The organism is Rhizobium sp. P2_G2 (assembly GCF_056403555.1).
On the sequence record NZ_JBFUFF010000054.1, the window covers coordinates 1 to 21,522 of the forward strand.

21 protein-coding genes are annotated in these 21,522 nt (G+C 61.7%); 6 read left to right on the forward strand and 15 right to left on the reverse strand.

Features of this window, described 5'->3' with window-relative positions; all coding sequences use genetic code 11:
• Positions 1-59: 59 nt before the first annotated feature.
• The 4 genes from AC1D06_RS27480 to AC1D06_RS27495 form a co-directional block, all read right to left on the reverse strand.
• Positions 60-470, reverse strand: coding sequence for a hypothetical protein (locus AC1D06_RS27480; RefSeq protein ID WP_477988980.1), 411 nt, complete (start codon positions 468-470; stop codon positions 60-62).
• Positions 471-472: 2 nt separating this feature from the next.
• Positions 473-805: an ElaB/YgaM/YqjD family protein gene (locus tag AC1D06_RS27485; RefSeq protein ID WP_477988982.1), complete on the reverse strand. Its 333-nt coding sequence runs from the start codon at positions 803-805 to the stop codon at positions 473-475.
• 26 nt (positions 806-831) lie between these two features.
• Positions 832-984: a DUF3309 domain-containing protein gene (locus AC1D06_RS27490; RefSeq protein ID WP_477877569.1), complete on the reverse strand. Its 153-nt coding sequence runs from the start codon at positions 982-984 to the stop codon at positions 832-834.
• Between the two features lie 446 nt (positions 985-1,430).
• Positions 1,431-1,595, reverse strand: coding sequence for a DUF1328 domain-containing protein (locus AC1D06_RS27495; protein ID WP_477877568.1), 165 nt, complete (start codon positions 1,593-1,595; stop codon positions 1,431-1,433).
• Between the two features lie 227 nt (positions 1,596-1,822).
• On the opposite strand from AC1D06_RS27495, the gene AC1D06_RS27500 reads away from it, so the two are divergent.
• Both AC1D06_RS27500 and AC1D06_RS27505 read left to right on the forward strand, forming a co-directional pair.
• Complete coding sequence (locus AC1D06_RS27500) at positions 1,823-1,996, forward strand: NepR family anti-sigma factor (RefSeq protein ID WP_477989026.1); 174 nt, start codon at positions 1,823-1,825, stop codon at positions 1,994-1,996.
• Positions 1,996-2,565 (forward strand): RNA polymerase sigma factor, encoded by a 570-nt coding sequence (locus AC1D06_RS27505; protein WP_477877566.1) that lies wholly within the window; start codon positions 1,996-1,998, stop codon positions 2,563-2,565. The genes AC1D06_RS27500 and AC1D06_RS27505 overlap by 1 nt, the downstream gene beginning before the upstream one ends.
• Before the next feature lie 76 nt (positions 2,566-2,641).
• Here the strand turns inward: AC1D06_RS27505 and AC1D06_RS27510 are convergent, their stop codons facing one another.
• The 5 genes from AC1D06_RS27510 to AC1D06_RS27530 form a co-directional block, all read right to left on the reverse strand.
• A complete protein-coding gene (locus AC1D06_RS27510; protein ID WP_477988983.1) occupies positions 2,642-3,670 on the reverse strand; it encodes a sensor histidine kinase in 1,029 nt (342 codons plus the stop codon).
• 8 nt (positions 3,671-3,678) lie between these two features.
• Positions 3,679-4,116, reverse strand: coding sequence for a response regulator (locus AC1D06_RS27515; protein ID WP_477988985.1), 438 nt, complete (start codon positions 4,114-4,116; stop codon positions 3,679-3,681).
• Between the two features lie 132 nt (positions 4,117-4,248).
• The gene (locus tag AC1D06_RS27520) at positions 4,249-6,939 is read right to left on the reverse strand and encodes a bifunctional diguanylate cyclase/phosphodiesterase (protein WP_477988987.1); all 2,691 of its coding nucleotides are present in this window, start codon (positions 6,937-6,939) and stop codon (positions 4,249-4,251) included.
• 132 nt (positions 6,940-7,071) lie between these two features.
• Positions 7,072-7,815 (reverse strand): creatininase family protein, encoded by a 744-nt coding sequence (locus tag AC1D06_RS27525; RefSeq protein ID WP_477988989.1) that lies wholly within the window; start codon positions 7,813-7,815, stop codon positions 7,072-7,074.
• A gap of 92 nt (positions 7,816-7,907) precedes the next feature.
• The gene (locus AC1D06_RS27530; RefSeq protein ID WP_477877561.1) at positions 7,908-8,216 is read right to left on the reverse strand and encodes an SH3 domain-containing protein; all 309 of its coding nucleotides are present in this window, start codon (positions 8,214-8,216) and stop codon (positions 7,908-7,910) included.
• Positions 8,217-8,430: 214 nt separating this feature from the next.
• On the opposite strand from AC1D06_RS27530, the gene AC1D06_RS27535 reads away from it, so the two are divergent.
• The gene (locus AC1D06_RS27535) at positions 8,431-9,093 is read left to right on the forward strand and encodes a sulfite oxidase-like oxidoreductase (protein WP_477988991.1); all 663 of its coding nucleotides are present in this window, start codon (positions 8,431-8,433) and stop codon (positions 9,091-9,093) included.
• A 63-nt stretch (positions 9,094-9,156) separates the two neighbouring features.
• Here the strand turns inward: AC1D06_RS27535 and AC1D06_RS27540 are convergent, their stop codons facing one another.
• The 6 genes from AC1D06_RS27540 to AC1D06_RS27565 all read right to left on the reverse strand — a co-directional run bounded on the left by AC1D06_RS27540 (position 9,157) and on the right by AC1D06_RS27565 (position 16,644).
• On the reverse strand, positions 9,157-10,893 hold the full coding sequence (locus AC1D06_RS27540; RefSeq protein WP_477988992.1) for a hydantoinase B/oxoprolinase family protein: 1,737 nt from the start codon (positions 10,891-10,893) through the stop codon (positions 9,157-9,159).
• Positions 10,890-12,965: a hydantoinase/oxoprolinase family protein gene (locus AC1D06_RS27545; protein ID WP_477988994.1), complete on the reverse strand. Its 2,076-nt coding sequence runs from the start codon at positions 12,963-12,965 to the stop codon at positions 10,890-10,892. Before AC1D06_RS27545 ends, AC1D06_RS27540 begins: the two co-directional genes overlap by 4 nt.
• Before the next feature lie 65 nt (positions 12,966-13,030).
• Positions 13,031-13,615, reverse strand: a complete 585-nt coding sequence (locus AC1D06_RS27550) for an amino acid synthesis family protein (protein ID WP_477877624.1) — start codon at positions 13,613-13,615, stop codon at positions 13,031-13,033.
• 5 nt (positions 13,616-13,620) lie between these two features.
• On the reverse strand, positions 13,621-14,205 hold the full coding sequence (locus tag AC1D06_RS27555) for an amino acid synthesis family protein (RefSeq protein ID WP_477988996.1): 585 nt from the start codon (positions 14,203-14,205) through the stop codon (positions 13,621-13,623).
• Positions 14,198-15,130, reverse strand: a complete 933-nt coding sequence (locus AC1D06_RS27560) for a UPF0280 family protein (protein WP_477988997.1) — start codon at positions 15,128-15,130, stop codon at positions 14,198-14,200. The genes AC1D06_RS27555 and AC1D06_RS27560 overlap by 8 nt, the downstream gene beginning before the upstream one ends.
• A gap of 20 nt (positions 15,131-15,150) precedes the next feature.
• On the reverse strand, positions 15,151-16,644 hold the full coding sequence (locus tag AC1D06_RS27565) for a 6-hydroxynicotinate reductase (protein ID WP_477988998.1): 1,494 nt from the start codon (positions 16,642-16,644) through the stop codon (positions 15,151-15,153).
• Between the two features lie 182 nt (positions 16,645-16,826).
• Between AC1D06_RS27565 and AC1D06_RS27570 the strand changes: the two genes are divergently transcribed.
• The 3 genes from AC1D06_RS27570 to AC1D06_RS27580 all read left to right on the forward strand — a co-directional run bounded on the left by AC1D06_RS27570 (position 16,827) and on the right by AC1D06_RS27580 (position 21,506).
• Positions 16,827-17,282 (forward strand): MarR family winged helix-turn-helix transcriptional regulator, encoded by a 456-nt coding sequence (locus AC1D06_RS27570; protein WP_477877623.1) that lies wholly within the window; start codon positions 16,827-16,829, stop codon positions 17,280-17,282.
• Positions 17,283-17,508: 226 nt separating this feature from the next.
• On the forward strand, positions 17,509-17,988 hold the full coding sequence (locus AC1D06_RS27575) for a (2Fe-2S)-binding protein (protein WP_477877554.1): 480 nt from the start codon (positions 17,509-17,511) through the stop codon (positions 17,986-17,988).
• Positions 17,985-21,506, forward strand: coding sequence for a molybdopterin cofactor-binding domain-containing protein (locus AC1D06_RS27580; RefSeq protein WP_477877553.1), 3,522 nt, complete (start codon positions 17,985-17,987; stop codon positions 21,504-21,506). The genes AC1D06_RS27575 and AC1D06_RS27580 overlap by 4 nt, the downstream gene beginning before the upstream one ends.
• Positions 21,507-21,522 lie beyond the last annotated feature (16 nt).

Sequence of the window (21,522 nt, forward strand, 5' to 3'; positions counted from 1 at the left end):
ACATGGCACTCTCTCACATGGCACTCTCTCCATCCCAGACTCATTGCAGTAAGATTCCATCATTTTCGATGCTGCGTCGAGCGCTGCAACAGGAAACCCGCCGCCGCAGCGACGATGAGAACGCCGAGCGGATTCTTTTGCAGCATGATCGGCAATGCCGTGGCGGCGGTGTCGGCCAGCGACGGCTGGGCGGCAAGCCGGCGAAGCTGCATCTTGCGGCGCAGGCTGCGCTTGCGCAAAGATAGCCAAGCAATGGTCATCAGGCCCAACAGGGCAGCGACGACACCGATGACAACCCCTGCCACGACCGGGCCATAGGCCTCCGTCAGAGCGACCGCCGCCGCGTAGATAAAGGCTGCGATGGCGAGCATGAACAGCAATGCGGCGACCAGATAGGTGATCACCGTCAGCATTGCGCGTTCGCCGGAGTCCTGCAGTCTGAGCGCCAAGGCTTGGAACAGTGCCGCCATGCTCACCGCCGTGTCAAAAGAGCGGCGAGGAAGCCCACGCCGAGCGCGATCCCGATCGATTGCAAAGGGCGGGCGCGAACATGCTCCTCAAAGCTCTCTTCCAGGGACGCGGCCTCGTCGCGCGCGCTGTGCAGTGCATTGAGCGAGGCCTGCACGGCGTCCGACGCGATGCCCTCGATGCCGGAGCGATATTCGTCCGCCTTGGCCTGACCGAAGGCAGCGATATTCTTGGTGAGTGACGCGATCTCCCGGCGCAATTCCGTGATCTGGGCTTCAAGATCCTCGACGGACGGCGCCGACTCCTTGTCGGACAGGATTTTGGACATGGTTGCCATGGTCTATCTCCTTGTTTTTGTCAGCATCAGATCACCCGCATCAACATCAGAATAACGGCGATGAGCAGGATAGTGCCTATGAGCCCCGTAGGGCCGTAGCTCCAGTTGCGGGAATGCGGCCATGTCGGGAGCGCGCCGATCAGCAGAAGGATGAGAACGATGATGAGTATGGTTGCCATGCTGTCCTCATCCGCCTCATCTTGTCGGCGCTCGACTGTCTCCCGGCCCTTGCAAGGCAGCGGTTGCCGCATTCGATTGCTAAATGCGAATCCCACAGACGTTGTTCCGCGGACGAATGTTTTTTCGTGCGCTGACATGGCGGAGAAGATGCGGAAACGGAAGTGCAGAAAATAGAAAGGAGAGAACCGTTCCGGCGGAAGGGAAGGGTTCTCTCCTTGATGGGCGCCTTCGGGGGGTGAAGGGGCGGATGAGGCGCCGCGAAGCAAAAACAGACGAGGGGAATCCATTCTTGCAACTCTAAAACTCTCGTCACGCGATCTGGTTCCATGGGTTTACAAAAAAATTTGATTTTAAATGAAACCCGGAACTCCCGCCCTTAGATCGCAGTCTCGAACGGGAAGACCGGACCTTTTCAGCCCGGTCTGCCTTTGTCGGTCGCACGTCGTCAGACGCTGCGAATTGCCCGGATGATCAAGGAGATGACCAGGAATGCCAGGAACAGGAAAAACAAGACCTGAGCGATACCCGCCGACGTGCCGGCGAGGCCGGAGAACCCAAGTACACCGGCAACAATCGCAACCACCAGGAACAGAAGCGCATAGTAAAGCATGATATTCTCCTTTCAAACTCTTGCGATGGAAATGCATGAGAACGGCCCAGGTTCCAGAAGGTGCCTGGCTGCTTCTCGATTTCGCCATAGCCAGCTTGAAACACTTGAAAAATTTGTTTCACGATGCCGGAACTTTTTCCGCTTAAACAGCGTTCTGGCGTCTGGATCAAACCAACCCGCAAACCATGCGAGCACGATACCCAATGAAAAATAATCAATCAGATAGAATGGAGGGTCATGGTCTACCCGGACCATTTGGCGAAATTCCCAGAAAGCTGAAGGAGTACTACGATTCTTTGCAGGAGCAGGCGATCCCCGATCGCTTCCTGGACTTGCTCGAACGTCTGGATGAGGCGGAACGCGCGGCTATGGACGCGGCAAGGGTCAAGGAGACTGAATAATGGCGGCCGAGGTCGAAACCGAGACCGACAAGGATTTCAAGCGGGCGCTGCTGGGCTGTCTCGGCAGCCTGCGCGCGTTCGGCGTTTCGCTCACCGGCCGGCATGACCGTGCCGACGACCTGGTGCAGGACACGATCATGAAAGCCTGGGCCAAGAAAAGTTCGTTCGAGCCAGGCACCAATATGAAGGCCTGGCTATTCACCATTCTGCGCAACGAATTTTACAGTCAGGTGCGCAAGGCCGGCCGTGAGATCCAGGATTCGGAAGGTTACTATACCGAGCAGCTCGCAACCAATCCGGGCCAATACGGCGCGCTTGATCTGCAGGATTTCAAGGTAGCGCTGGAAAAACTGCCAGACGACCAGCGCGAGGCCATCATCCTGATCGGCGCATCCGGCTTCTCCTACGAGGAGGCGGCGGAAATCTGCCAATGCGCCATCGGCACGATCAAGAGCCGCGTCAACCGGGCGCGCACACGGCTTGCCGAACTTCTGAATGTCGAGGGAGAGGCCGATTACGGACCGGATTCTGATTCGCTCGCCGTGACCACGCGCACCTTCGTCGGCTGAGCCAAGCCATACTGCAGCACCATCTCCAAGCCGGCTTGCAAGACAGGCCGGCTTTTTCTTTGTTGCTGCACGGTCATTAGAGGTCGAGCGTGACCTCGGCACGGGTGCCCTGCGTGCGGGACACATAGCGTATGCCGCTGCCAATGCTTTTCGCCATCGAGGCCACGACGCGCGATCCGAGCCCCGTTCCCTGGATCGGACCTTCGGGATCAAAGCCCACCCCATCGTCCTCGACCGCGAGCAGCGCCGTTTCCGGCGAGATGCGCGTCAATTCCACACGAATTTCGCCATCTTCGTCATCGGCATAGGCATATTTGATCGCGTTGGTCAGAAGTTCGGTAACGATCATGCCCACCGAGACGGCGCGATCGGATGCGAGCGACATCGGATCGAGCATACAGACGATATTGGACTTGCGCTTGTCCTTGGCCATGGATTCTGCAAGTTCGTTGGCGAGCGTGCTGATATAGCGGTCCATTTCGACATGGCGGACATCGTCATTGGTATAGAGGCTGCGGTGCATGCTGGCGATGGCGGAAATGCGCGCCTGGGTTTCGCTGAGTGCTGCCTTGACCGCCTCGTCCGCATGGCTGCCTGCCTGCAAGCGGATGAGCCCCGCGACCAGGGACAGGCTGTTGGCGACGCGATGATTGACTTCCGCAAGCAGGATTTCGGCGCGTTCCTTGCCGGCCCTGATCTCATTTTCAGCGCGTATCTGCGCCGCCCGCAATTCCGCATTTTCCAGCGCCTGTTCTATGGCATTGGCAAGCAGCGGCCAGAAATCGTCTCCGACCGTCTTGATGACATAATCGGCAGCCCCTGCTTTCAATGCCTCCACGGCAATCGTTGCCTCGCTGGAGCCGGTAACATAGACGACGGGAATGTCGAAATGCCGCTCTTTCAGGATCTGCAGCAGATCGAGACCCGTCGAGCCTGTCAGGTAATGGTCGAGGATAATCGCGTCGATGCCGCCGCGCTCAAGACGCGACAGCCCGGCCTGGGGGTCGTGGGCATGCTCGACGTCGAACCCCGCGCGGCCAAGCGTTTTCTCGGCAAGCCGCACGAGCGCGTCATCGTCGTCGATATAAAGAAGCGTCCTAGCCATCGAGGCCGTTAGGGAATCTGCATAACGGAAAAGAACAGCCCGAGCTGGCGGGTCGCGTGAGCGAAATTCTCATAATCCACCGGCTTGGTGATGTAGACATTGGCCCCCAGATCATAGCAACGCTGGATCTCCCGCTCATCGTCGGTCGTGGTCAGGATAATGACCGGCAGCCGCTTCGTATGCTGGTTCGACTTGACCTTCTCCAGGATGTCGATGCCCGACATGTCGGGCAGGTTGAGATCGAGCAGGATCAGGAGATAGCGGTCGATACTGGCTTCGCCGCTTCGATCCTTGCCAAGCAGGAAATCGAGCGCGCTATTGCCATCGGTAAAGGGCATGATCTGGTTGCTGACGCCGGCGCGACGCACATTCTTCTCGATCAGGCGCGCATGGCCTTCGTCATCCTCGATCATCACGATCGTGACTTGCTTGCCGGCAGCCGTCATCGGCGGTCACTCCCAACAGTCGCTTGAATTGTAAGGTAGCCGTAGCATGTCGCCTGAGGATTTTCAAAGAATGCGTACGGTTCCGCACGGTATTTTCATGCTGTGCAGACCCAACGGCAACTCGGTCTGGGATCAACTCGCCAGGCTGGCGGGGCGCTGAAGCCATCGACGCTCTCTGACAAAAGTCAGGAGTTCCGCCGGGCAGAGCGGCTTGGAGAGGGCGTAACCCTGCAGAACCTGGCAACCGAGATCACGCAGAATGGCGGCATGCTGCATCGTCTCGACGCCTTCGGCAACGATCTCGATTCCCCGCGCCCGACCGATGTCGATGATCGAGCGCACCAGGCGCTGGTGCTCAGTGGACTCGATGATCGGGGCGATCAGCTGACGGTCGATCTTCAGCCGTCGGGGCGTGAGCTTCAGGAAGGTCACGATCGAGGCATAACCGGTGCCGAAATCGTCAATCTCGATATCGATGCCCAAGGCGCGAATCCTGTCGATCTGCGGGATGAGTTCCCCGTCATGGCCGTCGAAGGACGTCGATTCGAGCAGTTCGAAGGAGAGCGTGCCCGGTTGGAAGGAGAGCGCCTTCAGTTTGTCTATGAGCGTCTCGTCGCGGAGGCGCTGGGCAGAAACATTGACCGACACTTTCGGTATGTTGATGCCGTTCGCCTCCAGCCTGTAACGCTGCAGCAGCGCCTGGGTCAGCACGACGTCATCGATCGCCGAAACCACTTTCATACTCTCGGCGATCTTCAGAAAGGCGTCGGGGGCAAGCACACCCTTGGACGGATGGTCCCAGCGCGCCAGTGCCTCGATGCCGACGATCTCCAGACTATTGGCGTCGAACTGCGGCTGGAACCAGGCCACGAACTCGTTTTGCTCGAGTCCGCGCAGGATCTCGTCGGCGGTCTTCTTGGTGTTCACAGCCGCGAGCTTGAGCGCGTCGGAGAATTTTTCCACGCGGTTGCGGCCGCGTCGTTTGGCCTCGTAGAGGGCGATGTCGGCATTGACCAACAATTGATCGAGCTTCTCGTCATGGCTGCGCGTGGCGATGCCGATGCTGGCGCCGACCCGGCATTCATGGCCTTCATAGTCGACTGGCCTGCTGATCGCATCGATCAGGCGCGCCGCGATTTCGGTATAGTCCTCGGCGCCGGCAGGCTCGCGCGAAATGATGACGAATTCATCGCCGCCGATGCGGGCGATGAAATCACCCGGACGAATGCTTTCGCCGAGCGTGGTCGAGGCGTGCCTGAGGATCAGGTCGCCGGCGGCATGGCCGAGCGTATCATTGATATCCTTGAAGCGGTCGAGATCGATATGCAGGACGGTGGTCGGCAGGCTGGGGTCGGCCTCGTCCATTTCCACCATGATCTGGTCGAGATAGCGCCGATTGGGCAGMCCGGTCAGTGCATCATGGAGAGCGGCACTCTCCATGCGCAGGCGCGCCTTTTCCAGTTCGAGGTTCTGCTGGTCGGTCCTGAGCTTGGCGTCGCGGAGATCGGCCTGCAGATGGATATCCGTCGTCACATCCCAGTTGACGCCGACAATCTTCTTGCCGCCACGAGAATCGGCATAGGTCGTGCCGATCGCGCGGATGTAGCGAATGGAGCCATCGCGGGCAACGACACGAAACTGGTCCCGATATTCGCCATTGGTCGCGATCACATCGGCGAATTTGCGCTTCGCCAGTACGAGATCATCGGGGTGCAGAGCGCGTTCCCAGTCCTCATAGACGGCAATCGCCCTTTCCGGCGGGACACCGTAGAGATCCTTCATGCGATCGTCCCAGATCAGCTTGTCGGCGATGATGTCAAATTCCCAGATGCCGATCTTGGAGGTCTCGAGCGCGATCTGCAGACGATGGGAGAGMAGGCGCATCTGATCGTCGCGCTGCTCCAGCGTGCGCATGTTGCGCTGGCGTTCTTCCATCAGCCGTCCGGCCCAGATCATCGGCAGGATGATGATGAATTCACCGAACAGCAGGATGAGCCGGAAGCGCCAGACATCGGCCATCGGCAGGTCCCAGCCATCCTTCGGGGCGGCAGCGATCAACCAGTCTTCATGTCCGACGCGTACGACCGTGCGCACGGGGTCGCGGGTCATGACATCGGGCTTGCCGTAAAACAGCCGGTCCGACACCTGATCGCGCGAGATCGTGGTCAGCGTGACGTCAAGCGACGGGTCGACGCCGAGAAGCCCACTTTGGTGGTAAAGCGACTGCAAGGAGATGACCGCCGAGACAATTCCCCAAAAGCGCGGTTCGCCATTGGCCTGCATGCTCGTTACCGGAAACCGCGCGATCAGACCTTCGCCTCCCTGTATCAGGCGGACAGGGCCAGTTACGATGACGCGACCGGTGTCGCGCGCCTGCAACGCCGCGGGACGCTGGGCATCATTCTTCAGATAGTCCAGGCCGATCACGGATTTGTTCGGCTCGAAGGGATAGACCATGCGAACGACGAAGCCGGGGGCTGCCGCGATGTTGCGGAACTGCGTCTTGCCGTCGAGCACACGCCTGGCGAGCTCGGAATAGTGCGCCTGGTCCATGTCCGGATTGACTTCGAGCGCACCGACCAGGCCACGCACGACCTCGACATCGACCTGAATGCTGTCCTCAATCTTGGTCTGAAGCAGGCCGATCTGTTCCGACGCCTTGGCGCGCTTCTCGGCGCGTGCACTCGACTGGTTCTGCAGGTCCGCATAGACCATGATGCCGACCATGGCGACGATCGCCACGAATGCCGGCAGATAATGCAACGAAAATAAGCGCGGCAGACGGCCTCGGTCACCGCTTTTAATTTTTGTTTCGCTGGACATTACGCGACCGTGACACCCCTGACGGAAAGCTGCTTTAACGCGGCGAGGAAATATTCCCGCGACAGTCGCATAAATCTCTTAAAAAGAAATTTATTTAGCAAAATCTAATACTTCCGGCAGCTGCGCAAAGGTTCAAGGGCCGGGAGCGAGGACGTGTCGAAGATGATCGAGGATCAGGTCACGCCCCTTGTCGCCCAGTTCCTTGGAGGCCTGCGCGGCGCTGCGCGTGAACCAGTCGCCGTCCGACAAACGCGCCATGTCCACTGCTTCCGGGCAGAGCGACAGCATCAGCGACGTCTCGCCGATGCCGGCGTGATCGAAGGGGTATTGCGCGCGGATGTCCGCCGTCATCAGCGGATGTGTCTTGATCCAGTTGAACGGATCGGATCCAGCAGCCTGTTTGGCATAGTAATCAGCAAGCGTCTCGTCGCCCCACCAGCCCTCGCCGCACTCTTTTTCGATGAGTGCGAAAATCGCTTGGCGCGCGGCGAATTTGAACGCCAGATCGGTCGGCATTCCGACCTCGAAATTCTCCGTCTGGTGGTGGATGAAGCCATGGATATTGCGGAAGCCGATCCGGAGCAGGCCCGTATAGATCTGCTTGGCCATCGGCATGACCGCCTCGGCGTCGACATGCAACGAGCCCTTCGTGGGGCCAGCGACAGCATAGCTTGCGGCGCCGTAATAATAAGCGGGCATCACCACCATCRGCATCTCCTGTTCAAGGATGTCGATGATCTTGGTCACTGCCAGCGTATCCATTCCGACAGCCATGTGCTCGCCATGATATTCGAGCACGCCCAATTGCAGCACGACCGGCCAGTTTTCCGCGATCGCCTGGCGGACATGGTGCGGCAACATCAATTCGAAACGCATGTCTCCCTCCCAAATGGCTCAATGAATGCAGCCATTTATAAAGATGATCGAGCGGGTGTCACGCGTTTCAGGACGAATTGAACATGCCGGCTTCAGAGCGTCACGCGGTCGAGCGGCTGGTCGCTCTGCATGCGGTTTTCCGGTGTGCCTGGATAGACAATCTTGGCCGCCGGCACCCAGCCGCGCTGACCATCCGCCATCACCTCACACCAGCCCTTATCCTGACAGCCGAGCACCTTGAGGCCCTGCCCCCAGGTTATGAGACCGATGCGGGGATAATTCATCGAGGGTCCGCCGAAGAGACGCATGGAATTCTTTGCGAGAGCGATGTCCTGCGCCTGGGCAAGGCCGGACATAAATGCGACACTGACAATGGCCGCAGACACAACGCGTGCGATCATGTTTTTCTCCTTGAACGGCGAGGTTTCTCGGCCGTTCACCGCTAATTTCACTGGCAGGACAACTCATCAAAAAATCAAAAGTTCCTTAGCTTTTGTCTTGACATGTCGCAGATGGACTGAGGGACGTGCACGATCGTGCGAGCCGTGACAGTGCTGGAACTTGACAGTCCGATGCGAGCATAGTCTGCATTCCATGATGCCAAGGGAGACGGATATGAGCGAAGAGCAGACGCCCGCCGACAGCAAGCTGACCACCTCAAAGCGCCGCTGGGCGACCGAGCACAAATTCCTCACCGGACGTATATCCCGCGCCGAAACCGAGCGACTGCCGCCCGGGCAGCATCTGGTGAAGAATTGGCCGGTACTCGACCTCGGCCAGACGCCATCCGTCTCAACCGACAGTTGGCAGCTCGAAGTCCGTGGCCTCGTGGAGACGCCTCTGACGCTGAAATGGGCGGAATTCCAGGCGCTGGAACAGAGCAAAAAGTTGAGCGACATCCACTGCGTCACGACATGGTCGCGCTACGACAACGAATGGAAGGGCGTCTCCACCCGCGACCTGCTCGACCTCTCCATGCCCAGGTCGGAAGCCACACATGTGATGCTGACGGGCTATGACGGCTATACGACCAACCTACCGCTGGAGGATTTTGCCTCCGAAGACGCGATCCTTGCAACCCATTGGGAAGGCGCGCCGATCACTCGAGACCATGGCGGCCCAATGCGGCTGGTCGTGCCGCATCTCTATTTCTGGAAAAGCGCCAAATGGCTGCGGCGGATTGAGCTGATGGCGGGTGATAGGCCGGGGTTCTGGGAGCAGAACGGGTATCACATGTATGGTGATCCCTGGCGGGAGGAACGGTATTCGGAGGATTGAGGGGGAGTCGTAGCCGATCGCATGGCCGAAGTTGCGAGGGGTCAGAGAACACCCAAACGCGCCCTATCGGCCGCGCAGCCCCCTTGTTGCCCCCAAATCCACGCTCCCATCCACTCCAACCACCACCCCGAAATACGCCTTCGCCTCTTCCGTAGAATACCGCCCCAACCGCACATCTTCGGCCACGGCTTCGGGATCGCGCGCCATGGGATCGCCATAGCCGCCACCGCCCGGCGTCCCCACCCGGACACGGTCGCCCGGCTTCATCGGAATATCCTGCGCCTTGGAAAGATGTTCGGGAACAACCGCTTTGCCGCTTTGCCAAACCGTCACGGTGTTCGGCCGGCCGTCCTTGCCGCCGAGCACGCCGGGCGGGCCGAAGCGGCCGTGGTCCATAACGAAGCTCGCAGTGGCTTCGCCGCGTCGGAGTTCGATCTCATAGTCCAGTCCGAAGCCGCCGCGATGTTTGCCCGCGCCGCCGGAGCCTTCGCGCAGCGCGTAGCGATGATAGAGAACGGGGAACTGCTGTTCCATGATCTCCACCGGCGGCGCCTTGGAAATGCCAATGGTCGAGCAGCCATTCGTCAACCCGTCATGATCGGCATTGCCGCCATAGCCGCCGCCGGAAATCTGGTACATGACGAAGCCTCGATTGCGTTCCGGATCATGGCCGCCTAGGGCGAAATTGCCGGAACTGCCGGCAGGCGCCGCCGTCACCCGATCCGGCAACGCCTCGACCAGAGCCAGGAACACGGCCTCGGCGATGCGCTGGCTGACCTCGGCGGCACAGCCCGAGACCGGCCGCGGATATTGCGCGTCGAGGAATGTGCCCTCCGGCCGAATGACTCTCAGCGGCTCGAAGGCGCCGGCGCTGATCGGCACGTCGGGGAAGATGTGACGCATGCCGAGATAGACGGCCGAAAGCGTTGTCGCCAGCACGGAATTCATCGGCCCCGCGCAGGGTTTTGACGAGCCAGTGAAATCGAAATCGAGCACGCCATCCTTTGCCGTGATCGCGAGCCGGATTTCCAGCGGCACATTGACCACGCCATCGCTGTCGACATAGGCGACTGACTTGTAAACGCCGTCCGGGATCAGCCGGCAATTGGCACGCATCTGTTCGGCGGCGCGCTTGCGCAGTTCGGCAATCGCCTCCTTCACCGTGTCGTCGCCATAGCGGTCGAGAATGCGGGCAAGCCGCTTCTCGCCCACGAGTAGTGCCGCTGCCTGCGCCTTGACATCGCCGATACGCTGGTCGGCGACGCGGATATTCGAGCAGATGATCGCGTAGATTTCGGGGTCGAGCAGGCCCTGTTTGAAGAGCCGCACCGGCGGCAGGCGCAGCCCTTCCTGCTCGACTGATGTCGCCGAGGCTGAAAAGCCGCCGGGCACCGCTCCGCCCGTATCCGGCCAATGGCCGGTATTGGAAAGCCAGCAGAAGATTTCGCCATTGCGATAGACCGGCATGGCGAAACGCACGTCCATGAGATGCGTGCCGCCGAGATAGGGATCGTTGACGATATAGATATCGCCCGGCTTGGGTGCCGCCGCCTTGCCCGATGCGATCATCTCGATCAGCACACGGGTGGAATATTGCATCGTGCCGACGAAGACCGGCAGGCCTGCCGAGCCCTGGGCGATCAGCGAACCGTCGACGGCGGAATAGATGCCGTCGGAGCGGTCATTGGCTTCGGCGATGACGGGCGAGAAGGCGGCGCGGGAAAAGCTCAGGTCCATCTCGTCGCAGACCTGCTGCAGACCGGACTGGATGACGGAAAGCGTGATGGGATCGAGCGTCATGTGGCACCTCCGACCGTAATGATGATATTACCGTCATGATCCTGCGCCGCCTGGTCGCCGGGTTCGATGATGATGGTCGTGTCCATCTGCTCGATGATCGCGGGACCGGAAATGGCCGCAGCGGGCGGCAGATGGTCGCGCCAATAGACCGGCGTGTCGATCCACTGTCCGAACCAGACCTGGCGGCGGCCGGTCTCGGCCTCGACAAGCGTCGCCTTACGGCCCGCGGGATCGATCAGTACGGAAAGGTCGATTTCGGCGCGTCGGCCGATCACCGATGTGTTGACGTTGACGAGATTGGCGCGGATTTCGTTGAGTTCGACATGGAACCGGTTGAAATAGGCTTCTTCGAAGCGCTGCTGCAATTCCTCGACGCTCGGCGTCGGACCGGGAAGCGGCACGCGCAGCAAATGCGTCTGGYCGATGAACTGCATGTCGACGGAACAGATTTCTCGGATTTCGCTGATCGCAACTGCTTCCTTGCCGATCAGCCGCCTGCCTTCCTCCGATTGCCGGGCGAAGAGCGCATGCACGGCAGCGATATCGACCACCGCGAGCGGCCGGTTGACCGTGTTGACGAAATCGTGCCGGAGGTCTGCGACGACGCAGCCTAGAGCGTTGGTTATCCCTGGCCGGGACGGCGCCAGCACCCTGGGAATGCCGAGTTCGCGGGCAATGGCCGAGGCGTGCAGCGGCCCTGCCCCACCGAAGGCAAACAGTGCGAAATCGCGCGGATCCTCGCCGAGGCTGACCGAGACCATGCGCACCGCATCCGACATGCGCGCATTGGCGATACGGATGACGGCATCGGCCGCACCGGTCGCATCGAGGCCGAGCCGATCACCCAACTCCTTCTGGAAGATTGACCTGATGTCATCGAGCGACATGCCGCCCGGCACCGAATTCAGCCGCGCCGGATTGAGCCGGCCAAGCAGCAGATTGGCGTCGGAAATGGTCGGCCGCGTGCCGCCTCGGCCATAGCAGATCGGCCCCGGCGAGGCGCCGGCGCTTTCCGGCCCGACCTGCAGCAGTCCGGCCGCCGTGACGCGGGCGATCGAGCCGCCGCCGGCGCCGACGGTGCGGACATCGACCATCGGCACATGGATCGGCATGGCATATTCGATTTCGATCTCGTTCGACACAGCCGGTTCGGCATCGCGGATCAGCGCCACGTCCGTCGAAGTACCACCCATGTCATAGGTGATGAGATTGGGGATGCCGGCGCGGCGGCCGGTATAGGCTGCGGCCATGACGCCCGAGGCTGGGCCTGACATCACGGTCTTCGCCGCCTCGACCGCGACATGGCGGGCCGAGACCATGCCGCCATTGCCGTTCATCACCAGCACGTCATGCTTGTAGCCGCGGCTCGCCAACTGGTCGGCCAGACGTTCGACGTAGCGGCGCAACAGCGGCTGCACCGAGGCATTGACTGCGGCGGTGACGCCACGTTCGAACTCGCGGCTCTCTGAAAGCAGCGCGTGGCCCATGGTAATATTGTCGTTCGGCCAGATTTCCCGCGCCAGTTCGGCGGCGCGAAGTTCATGTGCCGGATTGGCATAGGCGTGCAGGAAATGAATGACCAGGGCTTCGCAGTCGCGGTCGATCAGCGTCTGCAAGGCGGCCTTCAACGCATCCTCGTCCAGCGGCGTCAGGATTTTGCCCGCGGCATCCATGCGCTCAGGGATCTCGAGTCGAAGGTCGCGCGGGATGATCGGCCGGAACTCGCCCTTCATGCCATAGGGCTGCGGACGGGTGCGGCGGCCGAGTTCCAGCACATCGCGAAAGCCCATCGTGGTGATCAGGCCGGTGCGGCAGAGATTGCGCTCCAGCACTGCATTTGTGGTGGTGGTTGTTCCATGGACGATGAGGTCGAGGGCAGCGATATCGACCTTGGCCGCATCCAGCGCGTCCAGCACGCCAAAAGACTGGTTGGGAAGCGTGGTCGGCACCTTGGCGAGCCGCACCGTGCCATGCGCGGCATCGAACAGAACAAGATCGGTAAAGGTGCCGCCGACATCGATGCCCGCGACCTGGCTCTGCTGAGCCTCGGATTCCCCTCGAAATTCGGACATGATGACTCCCAGAATTCATTCGTATACAAATGAAATTGACCGCGAAAGCCAGAGCTGTCAAGCTGTTATCTCAAGCCGTCTTTGCCTTCGATTTCACTGGCCTTCAGCCCACCGATCCGCGCCAATGGCCGGCCGCTATCGGTCACGGCGACAGCGACCATAATCTCGCCGGCGCGCGGCGCATCGTTGAGAAAAACCCGCATCGCGTCGAAATGACTACGGACATAGGCCGCATCCTTATGCCCGAGCGGGATATCGAGCATATCGCCAGGTTTCCCGATCGCCTTGGATGACGGCACGAGGGCTGCCCCCTTTTCGACCGCCTCGCGCAACGGCTTGCCGAGCGAAGGATGCAGGATGGCGGCGGCGTGTTCGAGTTCGCCATCTTCGCCGACCATTGCCGCCTTGCCATAGCTCTGCGCTTCGCCCGGCGCTATGCCCAGCGCCTCGACGCATTTGCGACCGAGCAGGCCGCCGAGTTCGGCGCCGATGTCGATCAGTGCGCTCAGATCGTCGACATATTGGCCGGCGAAGGGATTGCGGATGACGGCCACGGCTGCGGCCTTGCGGGTGGGTGGCGAGACCGCCTGCCCCATCTCGCCATGCGTTTCCTCGACGAAAACAGCGAGTTTGCGGATTTCGGCACGCAGGCCGGTCACCGCAGGCCGTCCTCACCCTTGATGTCTTCGGCCTTCAAGCCGCCGGCGCGATTGTGGACGCGGGCGCCCGTGGTCATCACCAGAACCAGCAGGATTTCATTGGCGCGCGGCGCGTCGGCAATGCCGACTTCGATCGAGTCGAAATGACTGCGGACATAGGAGGCATTGATATGCGTCACCGGCACGTCGAGCTTTGTGCCTGGACCGCCGACCTTCTTGGTTGACGGCACGATGGCCTTGGCGTCACCGAGCACGGCGCGCATGCTGTAGCCGCCCGGCGCATGCCAGAGGGCGCCGTGTTCGAGTTCGCCGGCCGTGCCGACGATGGCGCCCTTGCCATAGCCTTCGACCACATTCTTGTCGCCGCCAAGCGCGGCAACCAGACGATTGGCCATGTCGAGGCCGAGCGGCTCCAGGTCCTTCATGAAGCCGGTGATGTCCTCGACATAGCGGCCGGCAAACGGATTTTCGATGACGGCAACCACCGCACCGCGCTTGAGCGGCTTGTCGACCACCGGCCCGCCCTCGTGAAAAATCTCCTCGACGGAGGTGAAGATCTTACGGATTTTTGGTTCAGGCATAGCGTTTCGTCTCCGGAAGGGAAATCTCGGCATCAATGGCCGGGCCATCAGCGGCGAGGCCATCGGCCACCCGGCCGTGACCTTTCAGGAAAAGACCGGCGCGATGGATAAGGCCTGCAGCAATAAAGCGCTCCGCCTCTGCGGCGCCCGATGCAAGTGCGGCCTCGCAGTCCTCGCGGCTCAGATCCCCGCAGCCGGTGACCACCAGATGCTCGCCAAGGTCGCTGTCATCGATCACGTCGACGGCGCGGGCGCGGCGTATGGCTGGATGTCGCGGCAGGTCGACGGCATTGCCGACCAGCGAGGCCGCGGCATCCGCGGCGGCGGCATCGCGGGCAAGGATGGTGACGGAATCGGCAATGCCCATCGAAAGGCTGCGGCCACCGCGGCCCGACGTAGCGACACCGCGTATCGGATGATCTGCTGCGACGACGAAAGCGCCGAGCGCTGCACCGTCTTCGCGCGCCATGCCAACACGGAATTCGGCATTCTGATCGAGATGCAGGGCAATGTCGCCGCCATTGTTGACATAGATGCGGGCCGGCCGCTGGTCGGCGGGAAAGCCGGCCAGCATGGCAGCCAGGATCTCGTCTGCGACAGCGCCGGCCACGGCCGCCATCGGCGTGATGAAATGGGTTTCGGCATAGGGCCTGACCGCCTCCATCATCCGCTGCGCAGTCGTGCCCTTTGGCTCGACGCTATCGCGACGCATCTGGGATTTCAGCAGCGGCAGTTCGGCAACCAGCTCTTCCAAAATGGTCTTGAAGCGGCGGTTGGCGAGCGCAAAGGCATGGTGGCGAAAATAGGCTTCGAGCTCCAGCGAGATCGCCCCGTCGACGCCGATGATCAGGTCGATCGGCCCGTGCTGCAGGTGCAGCCGTCCGTTCTGGTCACCGTCGATAAACTGGGCAGTCGGGCCGATCATCATTCAACTCTTACCGAGGCTCACGCGCCCCATTTGAAATTCTGTTCCGCCGTCGGCCAGGCGCCATGCGAGACCGGAGCGATCTTGCGCTCGGCCAGCGCGAGCGCCTCCTCGATCGGCACGATGGCCTCCATATGGCCGCCGAGCGCGCGATAATCTTCGAGTCGCATGGTGAATTCAATGGGCGCCACCAGCGCCGGCGTCGGCACATAGCCGAAGGAATTGGAGGGCATTTCGGTCACGTCGGCCATGACGGTGATGCCGCCACCGGGCCAGACATAGGCCGGTGCACCACCGCAGGAGACGTGGGTCAGCGCTTCTCGCACCGAGCGGGTCAGCCGCACCGGGTTGGTCGTGACACCGGCGCGCAGACTGCCGCCGGCACCGCCCATGAAGAGCACCGTCGACAGCGCCGGCTCGCAATTCTCGGCGATGATTTCGACGGATTCCTGGATCGGCGCGGGCAGCACGGATTGCAGTTGCGGCTTCAGGTTCTCATCGAGGATATAGTAGCCATATTGCTCGCCGGTGGTCGACACCATCAGCATCCGGAGACCCGGATAGGCAACTTTGGGGTCGAAATCGCCCAGAATCGTCAGCGGATCGGCGATATTGGTGCCGCCCCAGCCAGTGCCAGGTTCGGCGACCTGGAAATAGCGGCCGGGGGTCGAGCGACGGCCCTTGATCTTGATCCCGGTCGACGGAATGTTGAGCRGTTTGCCGGCCTGGTGCTCGGAAAGCACGCCGGTAATGTGGTCGTCGACGACAACGACCTCATCGACCATGTCCCGCCACTGGCGGGCGAACATGCCGATGGTGGCTGATCCGCAGCCGACGCGCATGCGATGCTCCTCGACCTCATTGATAACAGGCGCCTTGCCGGCCTGGACGACGATGCTGGCCCCGCCGTCGATCGTCAGTTCGACGGGTTCGCTGTTACAGAGTCTTAACAGCGCATCGCAGGTGACGCGCCCCTCCTTCTTGGAGCCGCCGGTCAGATGATGGACGCCGCCGAGCGACAGCATCTGTGAACCATATTCGCCGGTCATGACATGGCCGATCGCCTCGCCGTCGACGCGCACGGCCGCCGTTTCCGGGCCGAGGAAGCGGTCGGTGTCGATCTTCACCTTGGCGCCGCAATAAGAAAAGATGCCTTCGGTGACCACGGTCACCATATCGACGCCGTTCTGCTTCTGCGAAACGATGAAGGGCGCGGGCTTGTAGTCCGGATAGGTGGTGCCGGCGCCAACGGCGGTGACGAAGGGCTTGCGCGCATGCACGAGGTCGCCGTTCCAGTCCTCGCCGGGCTCGTCGGGCATGAAGGGCACGACCTTGCCGCCGGCCGAAACCGTGCCTTCGATGATAGTCAGTGGATCGACGCGGATCAGTTCGCCGCCCTGATTGGCGTAACGGTCGCAGGCACCGGCCCGGCCGTCGGCAATGTAGCACATGACCGGACAGGCATCGCAACGGATCTTGCCGTTCTCGGCGGCTTCGACGACCTGCTTGACCATCCCGAAACTCCTGCCTTTGTCGATCTGGACAATTTCATTTGTATGCAAACGAGTATCGGACTCACTTCGCCTTCTGTCAAGCAATCCATTGGGGATCGCGATGCTTCGTTGACAAATGAATTCCGCCCATTAAACCACTCCTTCAGCAGATGGCAATGACGACCGGAATGCCGATGGATACCATGGACGAGAGTGTAGAGCCGGCGGACAATGCAAAGCCGAACGGCGAAGAATACCACGTCGAGCGTCAGATCGGTTTCCTGCTGCGCCAGGCGAACCAACGACATGTGGCCATCTTCTCCGGCATGATGGGCGACAGGCTGACGACGACGCAATGGGCGGCTCTCTCAAAATTGCGGGAAATCCAGCCCAGTTCGCAGAATCAGCTCGGCCGAGAAACCGCGATGGACGTCGCCACCATCAAGGGCGTGGTCGACCGGCTCGTGGCGCGCGGACTGGTGACGACCGAGGCGGACCCGAAGGACGGGCGGCGGCTGGTGCTGTCGCTGACAGACGATGGCCAGAGCACGATCGCCCGCAACATCGAGACTGCTGCGACGGTGACGGACGAAACGCTCTCGCCGTTGACGTCGGCTGAGCGGATGATGCTGCTGGAGCTGTTGAAAAAGATTTGTTGAACGTTGTTTGAGCGGTGGATTTGCCTGTTGTGGATGTCCGTTTTGGGCTCACCAAACATAGGCGTCGGCGGCAAAGCGGACCACAATATTCGTTTGCATACCAACGAGCGTTGGATAAGATGCCGGCAATGGGTATCGACAGCAAAAGCCCAATGGGGAATGCGAAAATGGGTCATCCGCGCGACAGGGGCTTGCGGGCCGATGCCGTGCAGGCGGGATGCTGCCCATGAAGACGCGGCCGATTTCGCTGACTGTCAACGGCGAGAGCCGCACCCTGGATGTCACGCCCGATACGCGGCTGATCTACATTCTGCGCAATGATTTCGAGCTCAACGGACCGAAATTCGGCTGCGGCCTCGGTGAATGCGGCGCCTGTGCCGTGCTGGTCGACGGCCGTTCGGTACGCTCCTGCACCATTTCGGTCGCAGCCGTCGAGGGGCGCGAGATCATCACGCTCGAAGGCCTTGGGACAGCGGCCGAGCCGCATCCGGTCCAGCGCGCCTTCATCGAAATGCAGGCGGCGCAATGCGGCTATTGCCTGAACGGCATGATCGTCGCCACAGTGGGCCTGCTCTATCGCAATCCCGCTCCGGATGAGGATGAGATCCGGCAGGCGCTCAGCCGGCATCTCTGTCGCTGCGGCACGCATATCGAAATCCTCGCCGCCGCCCGCCGCGCCGCCGAGCTCATGAGGCCTGCCACATGAGCCTTCGCGAAACACCGCGTGAACACTATCTCGAAGCGCCTGACATCCTGCTCGTCGTCCGGCCCGGCACATCCAACGAGCCGGACATTTATCTCGCCATGCATGCGGATGGCACGATCAGTGCCTTCAACGGCCATGTCGATCTTGGCACGGGAATCCGCACAGCACTGGGCCAGGTCGTCGCCGAAGAGCTCGACGTGGCTTTCGAGCAGGTGCGACTGGTGCTCGGCACGACCTCGGCCGCGCCCGACCAGGGGCCGACGATTGCCAGCGAGACGATCCAGATCTCGGCCATTCCCTTGCGACAGGCGGCAGCAACGGCGCGCCTGCATCTGCTCGGCAAGGCAGCGCAATTGCGCAATATCGAGACCAATGGCTTCACGGTCGAGAATGGCGTCATTCATCATGGCGACTGGTCGATCCGCTATGCGGACCTGATCGCCGGCCAACATGAAAGGATCGAGATCGATCCGGATGTGCCGATCAAACCGGTAGAAGCCTATCGGGTCGTCGGCAAGGCCCAGCGCCGCAATGACATCGCCGCCAAGGCCCTGGGTGAATGGACCTATGTGCATGATGTTCGCGTGCCCGGCATGCTGCACGGCCGCGTCGTCCGCCCGCCCTATGCCGGCTTCGATCACGGCGAGATGGTCGGTGACAGCCTGATCTCGGTCGACGAAAGCTCGGTTGCCGATATTCCAGGCCTGGTCGGCGTGGTCGCGGTCGGCGATTTCGTCGGCGTCGTCGCCACGCGCGAAGAAAATGCCGTCGAAGCGATGAAGCGGCTCAAAGTGCTCTGGCGGGAGCAGCCGGAGCGGCCCGACCTCAGCGACGTCGAGCAGGCGCTACGCGACAATCCCACACTGAAGACCCGTCTGCTTAGGGAACAGGGCGACATCGACACGGCACTGGCAACGGCTTCGCCGGCCATGTCGCGCACCTATGTCTGGCCCTATCAGATTCACGGCTCGATCGGCCCCTCCTGTGCTGTCGCCGACTGGCGCGACGGCCGACTGACCACGTGGTCGGGCACGCAGAACCCGCACTGGATGCGGCGCGACCTGGCGCAATTGCTTGATATGGCCGAGGATGACATCGTCGTCGAACGGCTGGAGGCGGCGGGCTGCTATGGCCGCAACTGCGCCGACGATGTCACGGCCGATGCCGCCCTGCTCTCCCGCGCCGTCGGCCGGCCGGTACGCGTGCAGCTCAGCCGCGAGCAGGAGCATGCCTGGGAGCCGAAGGGTGCGGGCCAGGTCATCGACGTGCGCGGTGGGCTCGATCTCGAAGGCGGGCCGATCGGCTATGATTTCGAGACGCGCTATCCGTCCAACCTCGCGCCGACGCTGGCGCTGGTGCTGACCGGAAAGATCCGCGGCAATGAGACGATGGAGATGGGCGACCGCACTGCGATCCCGCCCTATGCTTTCGGCAATATGCGCATCCAGGTGCATGATATGCCGCCGATTGCCCGCGCCTCCTGGTTCCGCGGCGTCTCGGCCCTGCCGAATTCCTTTGCGCATGAAAGCTTCATCGACGAACTCGCCGCGGCGGCTGGCGTCGATCCCGTCGAATATCGGCTGCGCTATCTGACCGATCCGCGCGCCATCGATCTCGTCCACGCCGTCGCCGAACGGGCGAAATGGACGCCACGCAACCACTGGGGTTCCGAGGGCAGCGAGGGCGATCTGCTCTATGGCCGCGGCTTCGCCTATGCGCTTTACGTGCATGGACGATTTCCCGGCACGCCAGCGGCATGGTCGGCCTGGGTGGCCGATGTTGCCGTCAACCGCAAGACAGGCGAGATCGCCGTCACCCGCGTCACGGTCGGCCAGGACACCGGCATGATGATCAATCCGGATGGCGTGCGGCATCAGATCCACGGCAATGTCATCCAGTCGGTCAGCCGGGTGCTGAAGGAAAAGGTGGATTTCTCCAGGACCGAGGTCGAGAGTGTCGAATGGGGCGGCTATCCGATCCTGACCTTCCCGGAAGTCCCTGATATCGATGTGCTGATGCTGCCGCGTCCGAACGAAGAGCCGCGCGGTGCGGGCGAATCTGCTTCGGTGCCGAGTGCGGCCGCGATCGTCAACGCCGTCTATGACGCCACCGGCATCCGCTTCCGCGAATTGCCGCTGACGCCGGACCGGGTGCTGGAGGCGCTTGAAGGCCGCAAGCGGGAAAAGGCGCGGGCGACAAAGTTCAGGACCAGACGCTGGTGGCAGGTCGGCCTCGGTATAACCGGCCTGGCGGGCATTGCGGCCGGCGGACTGGCTGTCATGTCGCCGATCCGCCCTGCCTATCCGGAGATCGTGCGGCCCGATCCTGGCGCCTTCAGCACGGCGACGATCGAGCGCGGGCGGCTGGCTGCAGCAGTGGGTGCCTGCAATATTTGCCATGTGGGCAATGATGACACTGCCTTCGCTGGCGGCCGAGTATTCGAGACGCCGTTCGGCCGCGTGGTCGCCGCCAATATCTCGCCGGACGTGAAGAGCGGCATCGGCGCCTGGTCCTATCCCGCCTTCGAACGGGCGATGCGGGAAGGCGTGTCGCGCGACGGCCATCACCTCTATCCGGTCCACCCCTATACCAGCTTCGTCAATGCCGATGAGGCAGATATCCAGGCGCTCTACGCCTTCCTGATGGCCGAAACACCGTCCGCCAACAAGCCGCCGGCATCCGACCTCTATTTCCCCTTGAGCATCCGCGGACTGATGGCCGGCTGGAACACCCTGTTCCTGCGGCCGACCAGCGTCAGCAATACCAGCAAGAGCGAAGCCTGGAACCGCGGCGCCTATCTGGTGGAAAGTCTTGGCCATTGTTCGGCCTGCCATACCGAGCGCAATCTCGTCGGCGCCGAACTGACCGGCAAGGCACATCTCGCCGGCGGTTTCGCCGATGGCTGGGAGGCTCCCGCCATCTTGGGGACGACAACGGGGCCGGTTGGATGGACGGAGCAGGCGCTGTTCGATTATCTTCGCGATGGACATTCCAGTGACCATGGCAGCGCCAATGGTCCGATGACTGAGGTGGTGAAGTCGCTCTCGGCTTTGCCCGATGAGGACATAAGGGCGATGGCGACTTACCTCGCAAGCCCGATGTCGGTGGATGCTGCGTTACAACAGAAGCAAGCGGCGATCACCGCCGCCAACGAGGCAAAGACGGCGGCGGCCCTCGCCGAGCCGGCAGGTGCCAGGATTTTTGACGGCGCCTGCGCCGCCTGCCATACGGATGGGACGCCGCTCGCCAACCTCGCGCTCAACACGGCACTTCACAGCGACAAGCCGGACAACGTATTGCAGGCCATCCTTCATGGTACAGAAGCACCTGCCCGGCTGGCGCGGCAAGCCAAGGCGGAGCAGGTCGAGATCATGTCGATGCCCGGCTTTGCCCAGAGTTTCAGTGATCGGCAACTGGCTGATCTCGCCGCTTATCTCAGGGCCAGGTTTGCGCCGGGCAAGGCGCCCTGGGCGGATTTGCAGGACGCGGCAACGCGGGTGCGAGGCGCGACGGAATGAGGTGGGGGTGGTTTGG

Coding starts and splice junctions, on each gene's coding strand:
- AC1D06_RS27480 (WP_477988980.1), bottom strand. CDS start 470: ATGGCGGCACTGTTCCAAGCCTTGGCGCTCAGACTGCAGGACTCCGGC.
- AC1D06_RS27570 (WP_477877623.1), top strand. CDS start 16,827: ATGGACGAGAGTGTAGAGCCGGCGGACAATGCAAAGCCGAACGGCGAA.
- AC1D06_RS27580 (WP_477877553.1), top strand. CDS start 17,985: ATGAGCCTTCGCGAAACACCGCGTGAACACTATCTCGAAGCGCCTGAC.
- AC1D06_RS27505 (WP_477877566.1), top strand. CDS start 1,996: ATGGCGGCCGAGGTCGAAACCGAGACCGACAAGGATTTCAAGCGGGCG.
- AC1D06_RS27500 (WP_477989026.1), top strand. CDS start 1,823: ATGGAGGGTCATGGTCTACCCGGACCATTTGGCGAAATTCCCAGAAAG.
- AC1D06_RS27495 (WP_477877568.1), bottom strand. CDS start 1,595: ATGCTTTACTATGCGCTTCTGTTCCTGGTGGTTGCGATTGTTGCCGGT.
- AC1D06_RS27490 (WP_477877569.1), bottom strand. CDS start 984: ATGGCAACCATACTCATCATCGTTCTCATCCTTCTGCTGATCGGCGCG.
- AC1D06_RS27540 (WP_477988992.1), bottom strand. CDS start 10,893: ATGACGCTCGATCCCATCACGCTTTCCGTCATCCAGTCCGGTCTGCAG.
- AC1D06_RS27530 (WP_477877561.1), bottom strand. CDS start 8,216: ATGATCGCACGCGTTGTGTCTGCGGCCATTGTCAGTGTCGCATTTATG.
- AC1D06_RS27535 (WP_477988991.1), top strand. CDS start 8,431: ATGAGCGAAGAGCAGACGCCCGCCGACAGCAAGCTGACCACCTCAAAG.
- AC1D06_RS27555 (WP_477988996.1), bottom strand. CDS start 14,205: ATGCCTGAACCAAAAATCCGTAAGATCTTCACCTCCGTCGAGGAGATT.
- AC1D06_RS27560 (WP_477988997.1), bottom strand. CDS start 15,130: ATGATCGGCCCGACTGCCCAGTTTATCGACGGTGACCAGAACGGACGG.
- AC1D06_RS27510 (WP_477988983.1), bottom strand. CDS start 3,670: ATGGCTAGGACGCTTCTTTATATCGACGACGATGACGCGCTCGTGCGG.
- AC1D06_RS27515 (WP_477988985.1), bottom strand. CDS start 4,116: ATGACGGCTGCCGGCAAGCAAGTCACGATCGTGATGATCGAGGATGAC.
- AC1D06_RS27575 (WP_477877554.1), top strand. CDS start 17,509: ATGAAGACGCGGCCGATTTCGCTGACTGTCAACGGCGAGAGCCGCACC.
- AC1D06_RS27485 (WP_477988982.1), bottom strand. CDS start 805: ATGGCAACCATGTCCAAAATCCTGTCCGACAAGGAGTCGGCGCCGTCC.